Here is a 19,273-nt window from a genome sequence, read left to right as displayed (position 1 = left end):
CTGATCGTTCGCTAGGGATCAGGCGATTGTCGCATGGCGGGCCGGCAGGGCGCGCTCCGGCCTTACCTGGCATTGCCGCTGTTTCCGCCGCCCGCCTTGGCATCGCCCTGCGGAGCATTGCCGGAACTCTGCATGCCCGGCGCCGGCATCTTCGCCAGGCTGTTCGGGTCCGACGGCACCTTCGAGGCATTCGCCGGCTGCTTCTCCGACACGCCCTGGGTCGGCCCGGCCTGGATGCGGCCGCTGCCGGCGGCATCGAAGCTGGCGACGTACTGCCGCACGTCATTCTTGAAGGCGGCGCTGTTGATGTCCGGCCACGTGTTCTTCTCGAAGCTGCGCGCTTCGCCGATGCGGTCGCGGGCGATGTTGATGATCGGATCAAGATCGGTGCGGCCGGGGAAATCGATGGCCTTGAGCGGCAGGACGACCAGCTTGCCGTCGGGGCTCCATGCCTTGTCGAAGGCCACCACCACATACTCCACCTTGCCATTGCCAAGGTTGACCACGACGTCGTCGATCTTGCCGGCATTGCGGCCGGAACGCTCGTTGATGTTCTTGCCGACCATCTCGGAGGCGCGCCAGAGCTGGCCGACCTCGCTGCCGGCCTGGGTGGTCTGGCCCTGGAAATAGCGGTTGAGCGCGCCGCGGGTGGCGTTGTCGTTGAAGTCCGGCCATTTCTTCTTGTCGAAGCCGGGCGCGTTCTTCAGCTTGTCGCGCTCGACATTGAGCACGAGATGGTTGTCCTTGCCGCTCTGGAAGCTGTTCGGCGGAAAGGCGAAAAGCTTGTCGCCGAGGCCGAGCGCGCCGCCGAATGACAGCACTACGTAGGGCACATATTCGCGCTGCATGTCGACGACCAGGTCCTCGATGTCGCCGATCTTCTTGCCCTTGGCATCCTGCACGTCGCGCCCCTTGAGCTTGCTGATGCGGACGTCCGGCGCATTCTGCTGCGCCTGGGGCGCGGCCGGCGGCGCGGTCATCGGCCGCGGGGTGGCGGCGCTGGTCTGCGCCTGCGATGGTGCGGTCGCCGCAAGCGCAAGCGCGGACAGCAGCGCGGGCAGAACGAGGTTTTTCCTTGGTGAAAGCGACATGGCGATTCTCCTGGCGAGATGGACGGTTTCCGATGTCCATCAGATGCCAGGAAAGCAAATCAGTTCGGCAACATGGGACCGCGCTCCACATCCTCGCCGGAAAAAATCCTGGCGCTGGCGTACACTGAAAGCCATCTTTCAACGGCCGTTCAATGGAGTCCATCATGTTCAAGAGCATCATCCTGGGCGCGTTGTGCGCCGTATCCGCCGCCGGCGCGATGGCGCAATCCGCACCCCAGCGTCCTTCCGCTCCCGCCGCGACGCCTGCCGGGCCGGCGGCATGTCCGGCGATTCTCAATTACCGCTTCAATCGCCTGCAGGACGAGGCGCCGCAGAATCTCTGCCAGTACGCCGGCAAGGCGGTGCTGGTGGTGAACACCGCCAGCTACTGCGGCTTCACCAGCCAGTACGAAGGACTGGAGGCGCTGTACGCCCGGTACAAGGACAAGGGACTGGTGGTGCTGGGCTTCCCGTCGAACGACTTTTCCCAGGAGCCGGGCAACGACAAGCAGATCGCCGACTTCTGCTACAACACCTACGGCGTGAAATTCCCGATGTTCTCCAAGACCTCGGTGCGCGGCAAGGAAGCCAACCCGCTGCACAGCGCCCTCGCCCAGCAGACCGGCACCGCGCCGAAGTGGAACTTCTACAAGTACCTCATCGACCGCAATGGCAAGGTGGTGGGCAGCTACTCCAGCATGACGTCGCCGGATGACAGGAAGTTCGTGGCGGATATCGAGAAGGTGTTGAATGTGAACGGGTGAGGTGGCTTGACAGGGCGGTGGCGCGCATCGCCCTTATCAGTTGACGATGACTCTGGAATTGCCGACTTGATGGCATCCGCATATGTTCTGCTTGTCGCGTCAGGCCACCATGGAAAGTGGCTGGCTCACGGCGATGGATGAATTCTGAAAGCTTACTTCTTCGGCAGAACATCATTGCACGGATTCGGTTTCCGCTCCGTGTAGCCCCTGCCGAAATTCACAAAGCTAAGGAAGGCAAACAAGATACCCAATGCGCTGAGCGGAGGAGTCTTGGCAAGTGCTCCGACAAAAGTGAGACTTAGTCCTCCGAAAGCGCCTTTGGCACCCTGCTCCATATCTGCTATCGCCGCCTTGTTGTCCGGCGGCTGACAGGACGCCACGCTGGGGAGCGGGTTTTCATTGGTTGATACGACTCCCTGATCCAGCCTTGCTGGTGTGATTGATTCCATTCCTGGCTCCATGAAGTGAAAGGTTAGCGACACAAGCGCTTGGCGCAGCGTTAAGCCCCAAGAGCGCCCCCGCCCTTAGCAACTCATATGCCAATGATGTTTGCTTGATCGCGGTTGGCTTTCACAGGCAGAAGAGACTTTTTGCGTCAATAACGGACCATCGCTTTTCTGCTTGATTCTGCTTGAAGGCGCTGGCCAAACCGATACGAATCAGGCCCTCAGGAGAAAAGCCCGTGATCGGAACTGAAACTGCGCTTTGCCTCGACTCGAATCGTCGAACACGCCGGATGCAGCGTATTGATCACCGCATTGGCCGCTTCCCGGATCACTGCCGATGGCACCAGCAATACCAGCTGTTTAGGCGACGTCAGCCATTGCCGGCCATCGTCTTGAGACGATGCCACGTCGGTCATGTCATCCCAGACACCTCAGCGCCTCAGCACCTCAGCACCTCAGCGCGTCATCACCCGCCGCAAGCCGAAGCTCACCGCATCCACCAGCGCCACCAGCAGCAGCATCGCCAGGATGACCGTGGCCGCCTGGTGCATCTGGAACAGCGACAGGTGGTACTTCAGCATCTGCCCGAGGCCGCCGGCGCCGACCACGCCGAGGATGGCGGCGGCGCGGATATTGTTTTCCCAGCGGTAGAGGGTGTACGACATCATCTGCGGCAGGGTTTGCGGCAGGCTGGCGTAGAAGAAGGCCGCCATCGGCGCGGCGCCGTTGATGCGCAGCGCGGCTTCGGCCTGGGGCGATTCGTTTTCCAGGGTGTCGGCGAACAGGCGGCCGAGCACGCCGGTGGTGTGCACCGCCAGTGCCAGTGTGCCGGCGAAGGGTCCGAGGCCGGCGGCGATCAGCAGCACCGCCGCCCACACCAGTTCCGGCACGCTCCGCAGCACATTCAGGATGAGGCGGATGAAGCCGCGGCCGACGCCGCCGAAGCGGCCGCTGGCCGGCAGCGCCAGCGCGAGGCCGAGCAGCGCGGCGATGCCGGTGCCGAGCGCCGACATCGCCAGGGTTTCGGCGATGCCGCCGGCCACTTTCCACAGGAAGGCAGGCGCCGTTTCCGGCGGCGCGAAGCCGCGCAGGAACTCCATGCTCGTTGCCGCCGCGTCGGCGGAGAACAGTCCCTGCCATTGCAGGCGCAGGGTGGCGAAGCTGGCGATCGTCAGTGCCGCCAGCGCGAGCAGCACCAGCAGCACCGAGAGCGGCCGGCGCGGTGCCGGCGGCAGCGCCTTCATGCCCGGCTCGCGCTTCATGCCAGCCGTCCCCGCAGCAGCTTGCTGACGCCGTCGGCGCAGGCCACCAGCAGCACGAAGATGATGAGCATGGTGCAGACTTCGTCGCCGGCCAGCATCTTCATCGATTCATCCATGCGCTGCCCGAGGCCGCCGGCGCCGACGAAGCCCATCACCACCGAGCCGCGGATCGCGCATTCCCAGCGATAGATGGTGTAGGAGACGAGTTCCGAAGCCGCTTCCGGCAGCATGCCGTAGACCAGTGCGCCGAGCCGGCTGCCGCCGTTCTGCAGCAGGCTGCGGGTGGCGTGCGGGTTGGCCGATTCCAGGATCTCGGCGTACACCTTGCCGAGCATGCCGCAATAGGTGAGCGCAATCGCCAGCACGCCGGCCGTCGGGCCGAGGCCGACGATGCGCACGAACAGCAGCGCCCACACCAGTTCCGGCACGCTGCGCAGCAGGATCAGCAGCCAGCGCACCGCCTGCCGCACCGTGCGGCCAAGCCAGCCGATGCGGCCGGTGCCGATGCGCGACACCGACAGCTGCTCGGTGACGATCAACGTGAAAGGAATGGCGCCGATCAGCGCGAGGGCCATGCCGGCGGTCGCCATGGCCACCGTCTGCCAGGTGGCTTCCGCCGCCAGGGCGAGGAAGTCGAGCGAGTGCGCCGGCGGAAAGAAGGCGGCGAGGAAACGGCCAGTGGCTTTCAGGCTTTGTTCATCGAGCAGGATCCACGGCTTGAATTCGCTCCACGCCAGGAGCGGCCACAGAATGATCGCGGCCAGCAGCGTGCCGATCAGGCGGCCGCGCCAGGCGGGATCGCCATGAGGCAGGGAAACGGCTGGGGATGGCATGAAACGGCTCAGAAGCAGCGCGTCGCCGGGCGGCGCAGCACGGCGGGCGTGGGCGAGTCCGCCAGTGCCGGCACGGCCTCATGCGCATTCTGGTAGAGCGCGGCGATCATGGCATCGCTCACCGCCTCGCGCGGCGCGTCGAACACGATGCGGCCGGCGCGCAGCCCGACGATGCGCTCGAAATGCTGGCGCGCCAGGTCCACCTGATGCAGGCTGCAGACCAGGGTGGCCTGTCGCGCCTTGGCTTCCTGCTGCAGCACGCGCAGGGTTTGCCGCGCCAGCGTCGGGTCGAGCGCGGAGAGCGGTTCGTCGACCAGGAAGGCTGCCGCTTCCGATACCAGCAGCCGGGCCATGCCGCAGCGCTGGCGTTCGCCGCCGGACAGGCGGTCGACGCGGTGATACAGCTTGTCCTCGAGATTGAAGCGGGCCAGCGCCTCGAAAGCGGCGCGCGGGTCGGCCGGCTTGACCAGCGACAGCAGCGCCTGCGCCAGGCTCCATTGCGGCAGGCGGCCGGCCAGCACCGCCGTCACCACCCGCTGGCGCGGCGGCAGCGGCGGCGTCTGCGGCGCCAGGAACAGCCGGCGGCGCAGCGCGTGGCGCGCTGCGTTATCCAGCTTCCAGGGGTCGGTGCCGAACAATTGCAACCCGCCGGCATCGGGACGCAAGGCGCAGGCGAGCGTATGCAGCAGCGTGGTCTTGCCGGCGCCGGAAGGCCCGATCAGCGCCACCTGCTCGCCCTGCGCAATGCCGAGCGCCAGGTCGGACAGGGCGAATGCCTGTCCGGCCGCGACCGACGGATGGCGCACCGACACGCCTTGCAGCTCGAAACTCATGGTTACTTTAGCAGGCCCGCCTGACGCGCCGCTTTCTCGATGGCGTCATAGTTCTCGGGCCGGGTCGGCACGAAGCGGGTGGCGCGCTGCAGGTCGAGGATCTCCTTGCCCTGCGGGTCGTTCTTGTTCAAGGACAGGAAAGCTTCGGTCAGCTTCTGGCGCAGCGCCGGATTCATGTCGGAACGCACGCTCCAGTTGTAGTCGTAGTAGCCGGGGGTGGTGTAGAACACCCGCACCGTCTTCGGATCGACCTTGTTCTGCGTCACCAGCTTCTCCCAGACCGAAATGTTGACCGCGCCGGCATCGACCTTGCCGCCGGACACGGCGGCCACGGTGGCGTCATGCGCGCCGGAGAAGGCGACGCGTTTCATGTCGGTGTCGGGGTTGATGCCGGCATTGAGCAGGAAATAGCGCGGCATCAGGTGGCCGGAGGTGGACGACTCGGAGCCGAAGCTGAAGGTCTTGCCTTTCAGGTCCGTGAGCTTGTTGATGGCCTTGTCGGTGGTGACGAAGACCGACTTGAACTGTTCGTCTTCCTCGCGCTGCACCAGCGGCAGCACCTTGCCGCCGCTGCGCGCCTTGGCTTGCACGAAGGTGAAGCCGCCGAACCAGACCATGTCCAGCTTGTTGTTGATGAGCCCTTCGACCGAGGCCGCATAGTCGGTCACCGGCATGAATTCCACCTTCATGCCCAGCTTCTGCTCCAAATAATTGCCGAGCGGCTTGAACTTGCGCTGCAGTTCGGTCGGCGCCTCGTCGGGAATGGCGGAGACGCGCAACACCTGTTGCGCCTGCGCCAGGCCGGCGCAAAGCGTGGCGGCCAGCGCGAGACCGATGACGGCCAGGGAGCGGAAGCGGGGAAGTCGGATCATGTTGTTATGGTGGTGGGTTGAAAATTCGTCCGGTCACACGCCAACGGCGACGCCGGCCGGGCCTTCGGTCATCTCGCCGATGACGGCGGCATGGGCGAAGCCTTCGCGCCGGAACAGCGCCAGTACCTCGTCCACCGCCTGCGGCGCGCAGGACACCAGCAGGCCGCCGGAGGTCTGCGGATCGGTCAGCAGGCTGCGCTGCACGTCGCCGATGTTGGCGTCGAGCCTGACTTCATGGCCATAGCCGGCCCAGTTGCGGCCGGACGCGCCCGTGACGTAGCCCTGCTCCGCCAGCGCCTGCACGTCGGGCAGCAGCGGCACCTGGTTCATGGCGATGCGGGCCTGCAGCTTCGCGCCCCGCGCCAGTTCCAGCGTGTGGCCGAGCAGGCCGAAGCCGGTGATGTCGGTCAGCGCATGCACGCCCGGCAGGTCGGACAATGCCTTGCCCGGCTTGTTGAGCTTGGTGGTGTTCTCGATCATGGCGGCGTAGCCGGCGGCGTCGAGCGCGTTCTTCTTCAGCGCCGCCGACAGGATGCCGACGCCGAGCGGCTTGCCGAGGATGAGCTTGTCGCCGGCGCGGGCATCGGCATTGCGCTTGACCTTGGACGGATGCACCAGGCCCATCACCACCAGGCCGTAGATCGGCTCCACCGAATCGATGGTGTGGCCGCCGGCGATCGGAATGCCGGCTTCGGCGCAGATCGATTCGCCGCCCTGGATGATCTTGCCGATCACGTCCACCGGCAGCTGGTTGATCGGCATGCCGACCAGGGCCAGCGCCATGATCGGCGTGCCGCCCATGGCATACACGTCGGAGATGGCGTTGGTGGCGGCGATGCGGCCGAAGTCGAAGGGATCGTCGACGATCGGCATGAAGAAATCGGTGGTGGCGATCAGCGCCTGCTCGTCGTTGAGCTTGTAGACGGCGGCGTCGTCGGCGGTCTCGATGCCGACCATCAGTTCCTTCGGCACCGGGAAGCCGCTCGACTTCTTCAGGATTTCGGCCAGCACGCCGGGCGCGATCTTGCAGCCGCAGCCGCCGCCATGGGAAAAAGAAGTGAGTCGGATGCCGAGATCAGCCGGTGCATTCATGTTGGTGTCAGCCTGAATAGGAAGAAAAAGGACCGCGGGTCGGCGTGCAAGCCGGGCCAGTCAGCGAGCGGGGTCGGGAAAAATCAGATTATCCAACAATTGCCTGAGCGCCGCTCGTTCCCGCTCGGGCGCGAACAGGCCGGCGCGGGCCGCGCATTGCGCCCGCAGCAGCGCCAAAAAGGCGTCGTCGGCGGCGACGCGGTCGATCAGCCGCGCCAGCGCGGCGCTGTCGCCGGGCGGAAAATAGCCGGCATAGCCGTCGCCCAGCATGCCGCGGTTGCCCGGGATGTCGCTGGCCAGCACCGGCACGCCGCTGGTGACTGCCTCGATGATGACATTTGCGCCGCCCTCCATGCGCGAGGCGATTGCCATCGCCAGGCTGCGGCGCAGCCGCTCGCGGGTCTGGTCATGCGGCAGGTTGCCGAGCCAGCGGTAATGCGGCAGGCGTCGCGCGGTGGCTTCGGCACGTTTGCCCAGTTCCGGCTCCAGCGCGCCGCCGACGTGGATCATTGCCACGCCGGGTGCTGTCACCCGCTCCGCCGCCTGCATGAAGGTCTGCGGGCATTTCTCTTCCCGCAGATGGCCGATCATGATGACCTCACGCGAGCGCTCGCTTGCCTCGATCGGCGGCAGCGCCGGCGCCGACTGGTAGATCACCGTGGTCTTGCCGCGCAGGAGCGGGTCCAGCCGCCGCAGGCCATCCTCCTGCAGCACCACCAGGCGGGTGGAGAGCGCCAGGGAACGCTTGGCATCGTCGTCGTCCAGAATGTCGCGGTAGAGATCGGTGCCGGTCAGCACCGTCACCAGAGGCAATGTCGGGCAGGCCGAGGCAAACTCGAAAATGGAAGGCGCCGATCGGCGCGCATGCAGGGCGATCAGGGCGTCGCACGCTTCTCCTTGCCAGGCCGGCAGCAGGCTGACCCGGCAATCGGGCTCCAGGAATCGCGCCCAGCGGCTGGCGGTCTGCCAGTTGCCGTTGTTGGCATTTGCCATGGCCGGACTGATAATGGCGACGTGCGGCCGGGAAGCTCGATGGCCGGCTTGCTGATTGGCGGACTGACCAGACGACATAGCGGATGAACGATTCCTTCAGAACGGCGGCGCCGGACCGGCTGGCGCTTGCCCTGCAGCATACACGCGCGCGCAACATCGCGCTGTACCGATGCTTCGCCGCCGCCGCGGCCGACCGGCCGGAGGGCGTGCCGCTGCTGCCCACGGTTAATCCGCCGCTGTGGGAGATCGGCCATATCGCCTGGTTCGCCGAGTGGTATATCCTGCGCGGCGCCGCGTCGAGCGCGCCGGGGGCGGCGCAAAGTCCGGCCATGATCCGCAGCGCCGACGGCTGGTTCGATTCCAATGGGGTGGCGCACGACGCGCGCTGGCAACTGGACCTGCCACCGGCCGGCGCCATCAGGACTTACTGCAGCGAGGTGCTCGACCGGGTGCTGGACAAGCTTTCCCGCGCCGAGGCCGATGACGCGACGCTCTATCCCTACCGGCTGGCGCTGGCGCACGAGGACATGCATGGCGAAGCCTTCCTCTACACCCTGCAGACGCTCGGCCTGCCGCTGTCGCCGGAAGCGCGCGAGTTCGTCGACGCGCCAGCGGAGGCGATGGCCCAGAGCGACATCGCCTTCCCCGGCGGCACGCTGCAGGTCGGCAGCGACGATGCGGAGTCCGGCTTCTCCTTCGACAACGAGCGCCGGCGCCATGCCTGCCACGTGCCGGCGTTTTCCATCGATTCCAGCCTGGTCACCCATGCGCAATACCGCGAATTCGTCGCCGACGGCGGCTACGAAAATCCCGGCTACTGGAGCAGCGCCGGCAAGGCGTGGCTGATGGCGCAGGAACGGTCGGCGCCGGCTTACTGGTGGCGCGAGGGCCGCGGCTGGCAGTGCGAGCGCTTCGGCCGGCGCATCGCCCTGCCGCTGCATGAACCGGTGCGCCATGTGAACCTGTACGAAGCGCAGGCTTACTGCATGTGGGCCGGGCGGCGCCTGCCGACCGAGTTCGAATGGGAATATGCCGCCCGTTCCGGCCATCCGGCTTTCCAGTGGGGCAGCTTGTGGGAATGGACCTGCTCGCCGTTCGAGCCCTATCCCGGTTTCGAACCCGACGCCTACCGCGAGTATTCCGCCCCCTGGTTCGGCAGCCACCAGACGGTGCGCGGGGCTTCCTTCGCCACTGCGCCGCGCATGCGGTCCCCGATCTTTCGCAATTTCTATCTCCCGCAGCGGAACGATATCTTCGTCGGCTTCCGCACCGTCGCCGCCTGAGTTTGGGCAAACCTGCGTCGAGGATGTTTGATCTAGCGCAGACGCGGTGAAGCGGCCACGCTGGACATCGGCACCGAAGCTGCCAGACTGAATTTGCACCGCACCATCGCGGCAGCGATGCCGGCGGGCACAAGCCTGCCGTTCATGCTCACCGACGCGGCGCCGCTTGCTGGCGCCCGGCCGCTTGTTTCCGGCGTCTTCCGGACACATGCGGCGATGTCCGCCTCCACTGCGCAAACATCGACCGCAGGCGACTCGACGCCTTCCGCGCCCGCTTCTTCCAAGGAGAAGAACATGGCCACCATCGACTGGCGCCTGGAAGGCGAATGGCTGAAGAACTGCATCTGCGCCTACGGCTGTCCCTGCGACTTCAATGCCCGCCCCACCCACGGCAAGTGCGAAGGCTTCCTCGGCATGCGCATCACCCGGGGCCACTTCGGCCCGACCCGGCTCGACGGCCTCGGCTTCTTCGTCACCGTGCACTTCCCCGGTGCGCTGCATGAAGGCAACGGCCAGGCCCAACCCATCATCGACGAACGCGCCAGCCCGGAGCAGCGCGAGGCGTTGTTCCAGATCATGTCCGGCAAGCACTCGCACGAAGGCACGCTGTTCCACATCTTCAGCCTGATCACGGCGACGCTGCATCCGCCGGTGTTCGCGCCTATCGAATTCACGTTCGACCAGGAAGCGCGCCGTGCCCGCCTGCACATTCCCGGGGTGCTGGAATCGACGGTGGAGCCGATCCGCAATCCGGTCACTGGTGCGCCGCACCGCATCCGAGTGGTGATGCCGGAAGGCTTCGAGCATATCGAGGGCGAAGTGGCCTCGGCCGCGATAGACAGCAGCGGCGCGATCCGCTTCACCAGCCGCGATTCCCACAGCACCCTGGCGCATGTGACGCAGACGCCGGAAGGCGTGACCGGCTGACCATGGATGCCGCCGGTAATGTGCGCGCCGGCGCGCGGCATTGGGTTTGGCCGGCGCTGCGCTGGGCGTTGCAGCGGGAGCATGCGCTGACGCCCCTGCTGCTCGGCGTCGCCATGCTGGCCTGCTGGGCCTATCTGCTCAGCGGCGCCGGCACGCTGCAGGACATGGGCGGCATGCAGATGCCGATGAGCGTCTGGCCATGGACCCCGATGCATGCGCTGCTGATGCTGGCGATGTGGCTGGTGATGATGGCCGCCATGATGCTGCCGGCGGCGGCGCCGGTGATCCTGCTGTATGGCAGCCTGGCGGCGCGCATGCAGGCCGGGTCGGCGGCGGCATTGATGTTCGCGGGCGGCTATCTCGCCGCCTGGAGCGGCTTCAGCCTGGCGGCAACCGGCCTGCAGTTCGCCCTGGAAGCCGCCGGCTGGCTGACGCCGATGATGGAAGCCGGCAGCGACCGGCTGGCGGCCGGCATCCTGCTGGCGGCGGGCATTTATCAATGGCTCCCGGCGAAATCCGCCTGCCTCGATCATTGCCGCTCGCCGCTGGAGACGCTTGCCGCGCACTGGCGGCCGGGCCGGCGCGGCGCCTTCGCCATGGGCGCGCGCCATGGCGCCTATTGCCTCGGCTGCTGCTGGGGCCTGATGCTGCTGCTGTTCGTCGGCGGCTTGATGAACATGGCCTGGATCGCCGGGCTGGCGCTGCTGGTGCTGATCGAAAAACTGGCGCCCGCCGGACGGCTGACGGCGCGGCTCGCCGGCGCCGGGCTGACTGCGTGGGGCATTCTACTGCTGGCGCGCCAGGCCGGCGCGATGCCCGGGATGGGATGATCATGTTGACCTTTTTCATGGTGGTGGCCGGCATCGGCGCCGTACTCGGACTGGCGGAGCCGATCGGGCTGGTCGTCAGGGAAATCCTGGAGCACCTGCGCATCGGAAAGGGCGACTAGCGCAGCCGGATGGCAAACCGGCAAGCATCAGGGACCGCATCGGAATTTCAGCAGCGGAGCGGCCGCCAACCCCGTAAAATGGCGCCACCATGCAAGATTTCCGTCAATACGATCTGATCATCGATGCGCGCAGCCCGCACGAGTATGCCGAGGACCACATCCCCGGCGCCATCAACCTGCCGGTGGTGAACGACCAGGAATTCGCCGAGGTCGGCACCCTGCACCGCACCGATCCGCTCGCCGCCTATCAGCTCGGCGCGCGTTACTCGCTGAACAATATTTCGCGCCACATCGGCGAACATCTCGCAAACCGGCCTGCCAAGAGCAAGATCCTGGTGTACTGCTTCCGCGGCGGCAAGCGCAGCAAGGTCTGGTTCGACGTGCTCGACACCATCGGCTACCGCGTCGAAAAGCTCAAGGGCGGCTGGAAAACCTACCGGCGCTGGGTCAATGAGCAGCTGCTGGAGGCGCCCACCCGCTTCAACTACATCGTGCTGTCCGGCCCCACCGGCTGCGGCAAGACGCGCCTGCTGCAGGCGCTGGACGAAGCCGGCGCCCAGGTGCTGGATCTGGAAGGCATCGCCGTGCACCGTGGCTCCATGATCGGCGCGGTGCCGGGCAAGCCGCAGCCGACGCAGAAGATGTTCGACAGCCTGCTGCTGCAGCGGCTGTCGGAATTCGACCCGTCGCGCCCGGTGTGGGTGGAGGCGGAAAGCAAGAAGATCGGCCAGGTGCAGATCCCGGAGTCCATGCTCGTGGGCATGCGCCGCAGCCTGACCATCGCCATCGAAGCGCCGATGCCGCAGCGGGTGCAGCTGCTGCGCGAGGATTACCGGCATTTCGAGGAAGATCCGATGTCGCTGCTGGATCGCCTGCGCTTCCTGCGGCCGCTGGTCAGCGGCGAGGAATTCTCGACCTGGGAAACCCTGGGACAGGAACGCCGCATCGCCGAGCTGTTCGAGCGGCTAATGCGCAGCCACTACGATCCGGCCTACCGCCGCTCCATCCTGCGCAATTATCCGGAGATCGACAGGTCGCCGCAGATCGTGCTGGACGATTTGTCGGTGCCAGGCCTGCTGCCGGTGGCTCGCCGCCTGCGCGCGCAGTTCGAGGCGCCGGCCGCGGCGGAGCAGGCCGCCGCGCCGGACGCGACCGCGGCCTGACTTAATTGAAGTCGAGGAAGTGGCCTAGCTTTTCCTGCTTGGCCCGCAGATAGGCGATGTTGTGCGGCGTGCGCTCGGTGACCACCGGAATGCGCTCGACGATGTGCAGGCCGTGCTCGGCCAGCTTGCGCATCTTGCCGGGATTGTTGGTGATCAGGCGCACCGTCTTCACGCCCAGCTCGCCGAGGATGCTGACGGCCATCTGGAAATCGCGCGTGTCCACCGGCAGGCCGAGCGCGAGGTTGGCTTCCACCGTGTCCTGTCCCTGGTCCTGCAGCGCGTAGGCCAGGATCTTGTTGCCCAGGCCGATGCCGCGGCCTTCGTGGCCGCGCATGTAGACGATCACGCCTTCGCCAGCCTCGGCGATCAACGCCATCGCCTTGTCCAGCTGCTCACCGCAGTCGCAGCGCATGGAACCGAACACGTCGCCGGTGAGGCACTCCGAATGCGCCCGCACCAGCACCCTTTCCTTGCCCCTGACATCGCCGCGCACCAGCGCGACATGCTCGATGCCGTCATCCGGGCAGCGATACACGTGGATATGGAACCCGCCGTGCCTGGTCGGCAGCAGTGATGTCGCGACATGCTCGATCACCGGCGCCGGGGCAGCCGCGGCCGGGGTTTCTTTTCCACCAATACTCATTTCTCGTCCTATGTGATTGAAGCGGTAAGCCGCATGCGCGGGCGCCGCTGGCGCGGGCCGCGTTTTTCACGCGCATATCGGATTATCGGCGATTTGGCGGGAATGGTCATGCCGCCGCGTATTCCGCGCGGCGCGCCGCAATCACAGGGACGGATTGCCGCAGGGGCAAACCGAAGCGGGAACGTGCCAAGGCCCCAAGCCGGAACCGCGACCCGTCAAGCGAAGGGACGCCTGGTCAGATCACCGGCAGGATGTTTACGTAAGGCAGGGAGCGCACGCAATCGAGTTCATTGCCCTCCGGATCCTTTTCCGCCAGCATGTGCACCCAGCCGAGCACCTCGTCGACGCTGACCAGGCCGCTCAGCAGGCTGGTGCGCACGCGCTCATAGGTAGCCATGATCTGTTCCGATTCCTCGCGCGCCTTGCCTTCCGTGTCCAGCTCGGTGCGCTGGATCAGCCGGTCTATCGTCGCGAGTTCCGACACGAGGATTTCACGCAGGGCGCTGACGCCGGCAACCGCATCATCCGTATCCTTGACCCGCATCTTTTGCATGACGATTCGTCTCCGTGTTTGGTGAGTGAAAACACATACCTAGAAAACCGCCGGACCCGCTTTGATCCCGCCGCGCCGCCGCGCGTTGATCTGGCTCAAAATTGATGGAATGCATGCCGCTGGCCGGCCCGGCCATGGAAGCCATAGACTGCGCGCCTGCGCGGATGTTCACCCGCCGTTGCCCGGCACCGCTTCGGTTTGCGGCTCGTCGCGGCGTTCGGGCAGCGCCGGCTTGGCTCCGCCCTCGGCATGGACGGCAGCCGCGGCCGGATGATCGAACTCGGCCATCAGTTCATCGGCGATCAGCTGCAGCAGCTTGGTGTCGCGCGCCGACAGGCTGCGCGGCCGGGTATCCATCACGCACAGCGAGCCGATGGCGTGGCCGGAGGAAGTCTTGAGCGGCACGCCGGCATAAAAGCGGATGCCGTGTTCGCGCAGCAACGGGTTGTTGGTGAAGCGCCGGTCGCGCGCCAGGTCTTCCACCACCAGCGGCAGCCCGGAGGCGACGACATAGGTACACACCGACGTGTCGCGCGACGTCTGGCGGCTCTGATTCAAGTCCGGCGGCAGGCCGGACGCCCCTTTCCACAGCTGGGACCTGGCGTCGATCAGGCTCACCAGGCCGATCGGCGCATCGAAGGCATCCGCCAGGCGCTTGGCAACGCGGTCGAGGTGGTCGCCGGCGGGCGTTTCCAGCAGGCCGCTGGCCCGCAGCGCTTCCAGCCGGTCGCTCTCCTGCGGCGACACCGGCATTTCCTGCGCGGTTGCCGTGTCGGTATCGTCGAGCAGGGATTCGATCACCTCGCGCAGCTCGTCCAGGCTGGTGACGGCGGCGTCGGCCCCGACCTGGGTGGCGAACTGTTCCGCCGAACCCTGGTCGGTGCCAAGGTTCCAGGCGCCGATGATCACCTTGAGTTGCGCCATGCGGCGCTTGAGACGGCGGGTGACGAAGCGGGCATAGGTATGCGGCTCCGGCGTCAGGTAGCACAGGCAGACGACCGATACCCCGGCCAACTCGAGCGAGCCGATTGCTTCCAGCGACACCGCGGTGGCCGGCAGCTGGCGCGCGCCGATGCCGCAGCTCTCCAGCGCGTCCACCGTCATCGCCGCCGAGGCGGCGTCGAGCTCGCTGCGGCCGCCGATGCACAGCACCGGCATGCCGTACCAGCGCGGCACCGGTCCGGAACTGCCCGCCGGCGCAGCCGCCGCCTCATCGCGCCGGTCGCGATGGGCGCCGAGCTCCCGCACGACGGCGCGCACGCCGTCGGCGACCCGCCTGCGGTCTTCCGGCGACGCGCCGCGCTGGCGGTCGTTCTCCGCCAGCTTGAGCGCCGGCAGGCAGACTTGGTCATAGAAAGGCAGCAGCGCCGTCTCCGCCACCTGCAATTCGGCGATCTCCACCGCCTCTTCGATGTTCCTGGCCAACAGGCGCTGGTAGAAGCGCTCTTCCGGCGCCAGCACCGGGTCGCTGCCGAGCAGCACCTCGAGGAATTGCAGCTGCGGCACGTAGCGCCCCATCACCACCAGGCACACCGTCAGCGGCGTCGCGAGGATCAGCCCGATCGGCCCCCACAGCGTGGTCCAGAAGATGGCGGCCAGGATGACCGCCACCGGCGACAGGCCGGTGCTGGAGCCGTACAGCCAGGGCTCGATGAAATTGTTGCTGATCAGTTCCATCGCCACCAGCAGCGCCACCGTCCACAGCAGCATGCTCCAGCCGGGATCGACGCCGAAGGCGAGCACCATCGGAAAGAAAGCGGCGATGAAGGGGCCGAGATAAGGCACAAAGCGCAGCAGCGTGGCCATCAGACCCCACAGGAAGGCGCCCGGCACGCCGATCATGTACAGCCCGAGGCCGACCGGGATGCCGTAGGTGGCATTGACCACCAGTTGCATCAGCAGGTAGCGGCTGACGCGCCGCGCCGCCTCGTTCAGCGCCTCGGTGGTGCGGTGCAGGTCGCCGCCCATGAGGCGGATGAAGCGATCGCTCAAATCGTTCCGCTCCAGCAGCACGAAGATGATGAACACCACCACGATGCCAGCGGTGCCGACCGGCCCGAGCAGCGGCGCGATCGCCTTCTCGAGATTGCCCAGCGCCTGATTGTCCGGCGGCTCGATGCGCACCGGAATCGGCTCCTTCTGCGGCTTGGCCTTGGCCGGCGCGGCGCCGGTGCCCTTCACCTCGTTCGGTGTCGACAGCTCGCGCCCGAGTGACTGGAACACTTCAGTCGCTCGGTCGAGCACGCCGCCGCCGGGCGCGGCATGGCGGAGCGAGCGTATCTTGTCCCGCATCGTCTGCTCGTAGGTCGGCAGGTTCTCAGCGATGTGTATCACCTGGCTGCCGACCAGCACCGACAGGCCGCCGATGAAGGCGAAGGCGGCGACCACCACCAGGATGACCGAGGGCACCCGCGGCACATGCAGGCGGCGCAGCCAGGCCACCAGCGGCGCCAGCATGAAGCTGAGCAGCACCGCGAGCGCAAAGGGAACGAAGATCTCGCGCCCGAAATATAGGGCTGCGATGGTCAGCAGCAGCAAGGCGGCCGTCATCACCCCGCCGCCCTGCGCCGGTCGGGCGACGTCGCGATCGTCGCCGATACCGTCCAGGTTTTCAGGCTCGGCGGGCAATGGCGGGCGGGGGGAGTTATCGGACAGCGCAGTCTCTGAACGCACGGAAGCGGCCTCAAGTACAGGGGATACCTTTTTGGCAGCCGGGGCAGGAAAGAGTTTCAGCTTTGCAAACGTGATGCCGTGTAGCGCAAAACCCGGCGCAGGGTCTCGCACCCGTTCTTGCATTGTGAACAAATGGAAATGGAGGAACAAAAGACCGGTGCATGCTGCCTATATGACAACTCAATTGCATCCGGTTCCGCTGCGGCGGACCGGGTTTCGTAAGAAGGACGGGACCATGAAGGCATCTAAAAAACATGCGCCGCAAGGCAAGAACATGCTGGACGTGATGCTGGCGCTGGCCAATGTCGCCACCGCCGCCTATGGCATGTACCGCCGCCGCCATGCGCCGCCCGAGCCGCGCATGCCTCAGCCGGCGGTCAATCCGGAAGCGGCAGGCTCCGCTCCCCTCGCGCCGACCACGCCGGTGGCTTCGCCGGCGAAGCACCAGGAAAAACGGCAGGCGGAAGAGGTCGCGCGGGCGACGCATCAGAATGGCTCCTATGCGAAGTCGCTGCTGCACGTGGCCATTGCCGCCGCCAAGGCCTGGGTGGCGCATCGAGCCGCCAGCAAGGGCGCGGCGCTGGCGCTGTACACCCTGTTTTCCCTAGCGCCTATCCTCATCCTGGTAGTCACCCTCGCCGGCCTGTTCTTCGGCCGCGAGGCGGTCACCGAGCTGCTGCTTTCCCAGATGAATTCGCTCATGGGCAGCCAGGGCGCAGATGCGGTGCGCACCATCATCGCCGGCAGTCAATCCAAGAGCACCGGCATCGCCGCCGGCGTGGTGTCCTTCGTGTTGCTACTGGTCAGCGCCACCACCGCCTTCGCCGAACTCAAGGACAGCCTGGATGAGCTGTGGGAGGTCAAGAAGAGCGAAACCTCCGGGATCATGGGGCTGCTCAAGGAACGCTTCCTGTCGGTCGGCCTGCTGCTGGTGCTGGCGCTGATGCTGCTGGCTTCGCTGGTGGTGAGCACGGCACTGTCGGCCCTCGGCAACCTGTGGAGCGGCTCCGGCTCCTCCGAAGCGTTCGAGCTGATCGCCAAGGCGGTTTCCACGCTGGTGTCCTTCGGCATCGTCACCGGCCTGTTCGCCGTCATCTTCAAGTACCTGCCTGCCGTGAAGATCGCCTGGAAGGATGTGTTCATCGGCGCAGTCCTCACCGCCCTGCTGTTCACGGTCGGCAAGATCGGCATTGGGCTGTACGTGGCCCACGGCAATTTCAGCACAGCCTATGGCGCGGCCGGTTCGGTGGTCGTGCTGATCACCTGGATCTACTATTCGGCGCAAATCTTTTTCTACGGTTCGCTGTTCACCCATGAATACGCGATGACCATCGGCAGCCGCAAGCAGGAGCATGATCAGCTGGTGCAGCAGGAAGCCCGGAACGCCAGTGCCGTCGCGCAGGCTGGCGCCGCGCCGGCAACCGGTGCGGCGCAATAGGCACCGCCCCCAGTGACGGCAGATCAACGCCAGGCAACCGGGTTTCACGAGGCATAGGTGCATGTCGGCCGTCTCCTGCGGCTAAACATTGCACGCGATTCGATTGGACATGCTCCTTCCTTGGAGAGAGCAACGTGCTGACCGATGCCAATATTTGCGCAGCGCAGCAAAAGCAGCGCTGCAAAGGCCGGGCATGGCAGACCTGCCCCACTTCGCCGAGTGATAGTCGATCACTTTAATCAAAGCCGGCCTGACAAGAGCATTTTCTCTATAAAAATTGATGTTCTTTCTTTGATGGTTATGGAAGAATCCGCCTAAGTCGATCATGCAACATGCGGGCGCAATCAACTGCCACCGACTCTTAAGAGAATCAAATCAATAAACAGGCATCGAACGTCTGGCCTGCATGGATTGACCGGACCACGAAAAGGAGATCACATGAAGAACATGCTTCGCTTTACCTTGGCCGCTGCGACCCTGGTGACTGCCACCGCCGCCAGCGCCCAGACCTATCCCACCAAGCCGATCACCATGGTGATCCCGTTCGCCGCCGGCGGCCCGACCGACGTGGTCGGCCGTCTGATCGCCCAGTCGATGAGCAAGACCCTGGGCCAGCAGGTGATCGTGGAGAACACCGTCGGTGCCGGCGGCACGATCGCCGCGGCCCGCGTCGCCCACGCCCAGCCGGACGGCTACACCATCCTCCTGCACCACATCGGCCAATCCACCGCGCCCAGCCTGTACCGCAAACTGTCCTTCGATCCGCTGACCAGCTTCGAGACTGCCGGCCTGGTGACCGAGGTCCCGATGACGGTGGTGGCGCGAGGCAATTTCCCGGCCAAGGATTTCAGCAGCATGGTGCAGTACATCAAGGCCAACAAGGACAAGATCAACCTTGCCAATGCCGGCACCGGCTCCGCTTCCCATCTGTGCGGCATGCTGTTCCAGCACGCCATCAACACCCAGTTCACGACGATTCCGTACAAGGGCACCGGCCCGGCGATGAACGACCTGCTCGGCGGCCAGGTGGACATCATGTGCGACCAGACCACCAACACCACCAGCTATATCAAGTCGGGAAAGATCAAGGCTTACGCGGTGACCACGCCGAAGCGCCTCGCGGTCTTCCCGGACCTGCCGACCACCCGCGAGGCGGGCGTGCAGAACTTTGAAGTCTCGGTCTGGCACGGCCTGTATGCCCCCAAGGGCACCCCGCGTCCGGTGATCGACAAGATCAACGGCGCCCTGAAGGTGGCGCTCAAGGACCAGCTGGTGATCGACCGTTTCGCCGGCCTGGGCACCGAGCCGGTGGCCGAGAACCGCACCTCGCCCGAGGTGCACAAGCAGTTCCTGCAGTCCGAGATCGCCAAGTGGAAGACGGTGATCCAGCAGGCAGGCGTGCAGCCGGAATAAGCAGGCTGCTCGGCTTTAGGAAGGACCGCCCCGGCGGTCCTTCTT

Annotated in this window: 20 protein-coding genes; 7 read left to right on the top strand and 13 right to left on the bottom strand. The window is 65.9% G+C overall.

Annotated elements, in window-relative coordinates; all coding sequences use genetic code 11:
• Positions 1 to 62: 62 nt before the first annotated feature.
• Entirely contained in the window at positions 63 to 1,091 is a 1,029-nt protein-coding gene (locus tag CHB88_RS20170) for a PRC-barrel domain-containing protein (RefSeq protein ID WP_089401146.1), read from the bottom strand.
• Between the two features lie 164 nt (positions 1,092 to 1,255).
• Between CHB88_RS20170 and CHB88_RS20165 the strand changes: the two genes are divergently transcribed.
• Positions 1,256 to 1,855 (top strand): glutathione peroxidase, encoded by a 600-nt coding sequence (locus CHB88_RS20165; protein ID WP_245845103.1) that lies wholly within the window; start codon positions 1,256 to 1,258, stop codon positions 1,853 to 1,855.
• Positions 1,856 to 2,007: 152 nt separating this feature from the next.
• Here the strand turns inward: CHB88_RS20165 and CHB88_RS20160 are convergent, their stop codons facing one another.
• The 8 genes from CHB88_RS20160 to senB form a co-directional block, all read right to left on the bottom strand.
• Positions 2,008 to 2,304, bottom strand: coding sequence for a hypothetical protein (locus CHB88_RS20160; protein WP_089401144.1), 297 nt, complete (start codon positions 2,302 to 2,304; stop codon positions 2,008 to 2,010).
• Between the two features lie 218 nt (positions 2,305 to 2,522).
• Positions 2,523 to 2,717 (bottom strand): RES domain-containing protein, encoded by a 195-nt coding sequence (locus tag CHB88_RS24805; protein ID WP_143131385.1) that lies wholly within the window; start codon positions 2,715 to 2,717, stop codon positions 2,523 to 2,525.
• 39 nt (positions 2,718 to 2,756) lie between these two features.
• Positions 2,757 to 3,563, bottom strand: coding sequence for a phosphonate ABC transporter, permease protein PhnE (gene phnE, locus CHB88_RS20155; protein ID WP_089401143.1), 807 nt, complete (start codon positions 3,561 to 3,563; stop codon positions 2,757 to 2,759).
• A complete protein-coding gene (locus CHB88_RS20150; protein WP_089401142.1) occupies positions 3,560 to 4,396 on the bottom strand; it encodes a PhnE/PtxC family ABC transporter permease in 837 nt (278 codons plus the stop codon). Before CHB88_RS20150 ends, phnE begins: the two co-directional genes overlap by 4 nt.
• 8 nt (positions 4,397 to 4,404) lie before the next feature.
• Complete coding sequence (locus tag CHB88_RS20145) at positions 4,405 to 5,229, bottom strand: phosphonate ABC transporter ATP-binding protein (RefSeq protein ID WP_089401141.1); 825 nt, start codon at positions 5,227 to 5,229, stop codon at positions 4,405 to 4,407.
• A gap of 2 nt (positions 5,230 to 5,231) precedes the next feature.
• Positions 5,232 to 6,101 carry a putative selenate ABC transporter substrate-binding protein gene (locus CHB88_RS20140; protein WP_089401140.1) on the bottom strand — a complete coding sequence of 290 codons (870 nt, stop codon included), beginning with the start codon at positions 6,099 to 6,101 and terminating at the stop codon, positions 5,232 to 5,234.
• A 33-nt stretch (positions 6,102 to 6,134) separates the two neighbouring features.
• Positions 6,135 to 7,193, bottom strand: coding sequence for a selenide, water dikinase SelD (gene selD / locus CHB88_RS20135; RefSeq protein WP_089401139.1), 1,059 nt, complete (start codon positions 7,191 to 7,193; stop codon positions 6,135 to 6,137).
• A 60-nt stretch (positions 7,194 to 7,253) separates the two neighbouring features.
• On the bottom strand, positions 7,254 to 8,264 hold the full coding sequence (senB, locus tag CHB88_RS20130) for a selenoneine biosynthesis selenosugar synthase SenB (RefSeq protein ID WP_089401138.1): 1,011 nt from the start codon (positions 8,262 to 8,264) through the stop codon (positions 7,254 to 7,256).
• A 5-nt stretch (positions 8,265 to 8,269) separates the two neighbouring features.
• Here senB and senA point away from each other — a divergent pair, with 5 nt between their 5' ends.
• Positions 8,270 to 9,469: a selenoneine synthase SenA gene (senA, locus tag CHB88_RS20125; protein WP_176442570.1), complete on the top strand. Its 1,200-nt coding sequence runs from the start codon at positions 8,270 to 8,272 to the stop codon at positions 9,467 to 9,469.
• Positions 9,470 to 9,501: 32 nt separating this feature from the next.
• On the opposite strand, the gene CHB88_RS20120 is transcribed toward senA, so the two are convergent.
• Positions 9,502 to 9,774 carry a hypothetical protein gene (locus tag CHB88_RS20120; protein WP_089401137.1) on the bottom strand — a complete coding sequence of 91 codons (273 nt, stop codon included), beginning with the start codon at positions 9,772 to 9,774 and terminating at the stop codon, positions 9,502 to 9,504.
• Between CHB88_RS20120 and CHB88_RS20115 the strand changes: the two genes are divergently transcribed.
• The 3 genes from CHB88_RS20115 (at position 9,764) to mnmH (ending at position 12,508) form a co-directional block, all read left to right on the top strand.
• Entirely contained in the window at positions 9,764 to 10,396 is a 633-nt protein-coding gene (locus tag CHB88_RS20115; protein WP_089401136.1) for a DUF1326 domain-containing protein, read from the top strand. The two genes, CHB88_RS20120 and CHB88_RS20115, sit on opposite strands and share 11 nt — an antisense overlap.
• Positions 10,397 to 10,398: 2 nt before the next feature.
• Positions 10,399 to 11,226, top strand: a complete 828-nt coding sequence (locus CHB88_RS20110) for a DUF2182 domain-containing protein (protein WP_089401135.1) — start codon at positions 10,399 to 10,401, stop codon at positions 11,224 to 11,226.
• Between the two features lie 208 nt (positions 11,227 to 11,434).
• Positions 11,435 to 12,508: a tRNA 2-selenouridine(34) synthase MnmH gene (mnmH, locus tag CHB88_RS20105; protein WP_089401134.1), complete on the top strand. Its 1,074-nt coding sequence runs from the start codon at positions 11,435 to 11,437 to the stop codon at positions 12,506 to 12,508.
• Between the two features lies 1 nt (position 12,509).
• Here mnmH and ribA read toward each other — a convergent pair whose 3' ends face one another.
• From ribA to CHB88_RS20090, 3 genes are all read right to left on the bottom strand, one after another.
• Positions 12,510 to 13,151, bottom strand: coding sequence for a GTP cyclohydrolase II (gene ribA / locus CHB88_RS20100; protein ID WP_089401133.1), 642 nt, complete (start codon positions 13,149 to 13,151; stop codon positions 12,510 to 12,512).
• 235 nt (positions 13,152 to 13,386) lie between these two features.
• Positions 13,387 to 13,704 (bottom strand): hypothetical protein, encoded by a 318-nt coding sequence (locus CHB88_RS20095; RefSeq protein WP_089401132.1) that lies wholly within the window; start codon positions 13,702 to 13,704, stop codon positions 13,387 to 13,389.
• A 168-nt stretch (positions 13,705 to 13,872) separates the two neighbouring features.
• Positions 13,873 to 16,377, bottom strand: coding sequence for an AI-2E family transporter (locus CHB88_RS20090; RefSeq protein WP_245845099.1), 2,505 nt, complete (start codon positions 16,375 to 16,377; stop codon positions 13,873 to 13,875).
• Positions 16,378 to 16,612: 235 nt separating this feature from the next.
• On the opposite strand from CHB88_RS20090, the gene CHB88_RS20085 reads away from it, so the two are divergent.
• Both CHB88_RS20085 and CHB88_RS20080 read left to right on the top strand, forming a co-directional pair.
• Positions 16,613 to 17,815, top strand: coding sequence for a YihY/virulence factor BrkB family protein (locus CHB88_RS20085; protein ID WP_245845097.1), 1,203 nt, complete (start codon positions 16,613 to 16,615; stop codon positions 17,813 to 17,815).
• A gap of 438 nt (positions 17,816 to 18,253) precedes the next feature.
• Positions 18,254 to 19,228, top strand: coding sequence for a tripartite tricarboxylate transporter substrate binding protein BugD (locus tag CHB88_RS20080; protein WP_089401131.1), 975 nt, complete (start codon positions 18,254 to 18,256; stop codon positions 19,226 to 19,228).
• Positions 19,229 to 19,273 lie beyond the last annotated feature (45 nt).

The sequence above is a fragment of the Noviherbaspirillum humi genome (genome assembly GCF_900188095.1).
In the GTDB taxonomy this organism is placed as follows: domain Bacteria; phylum Pseudomonadota; class Gammaproteobacteria; order Burkholderiales; family Burkholderiaceae_D; genus Noviherbaspirillum; species Noviherbaspirillum humi.
Note: the sequence above shows the minus strand (reverse complement) of the source record. Positions and strands in the feature narration are given on the sequence as shown.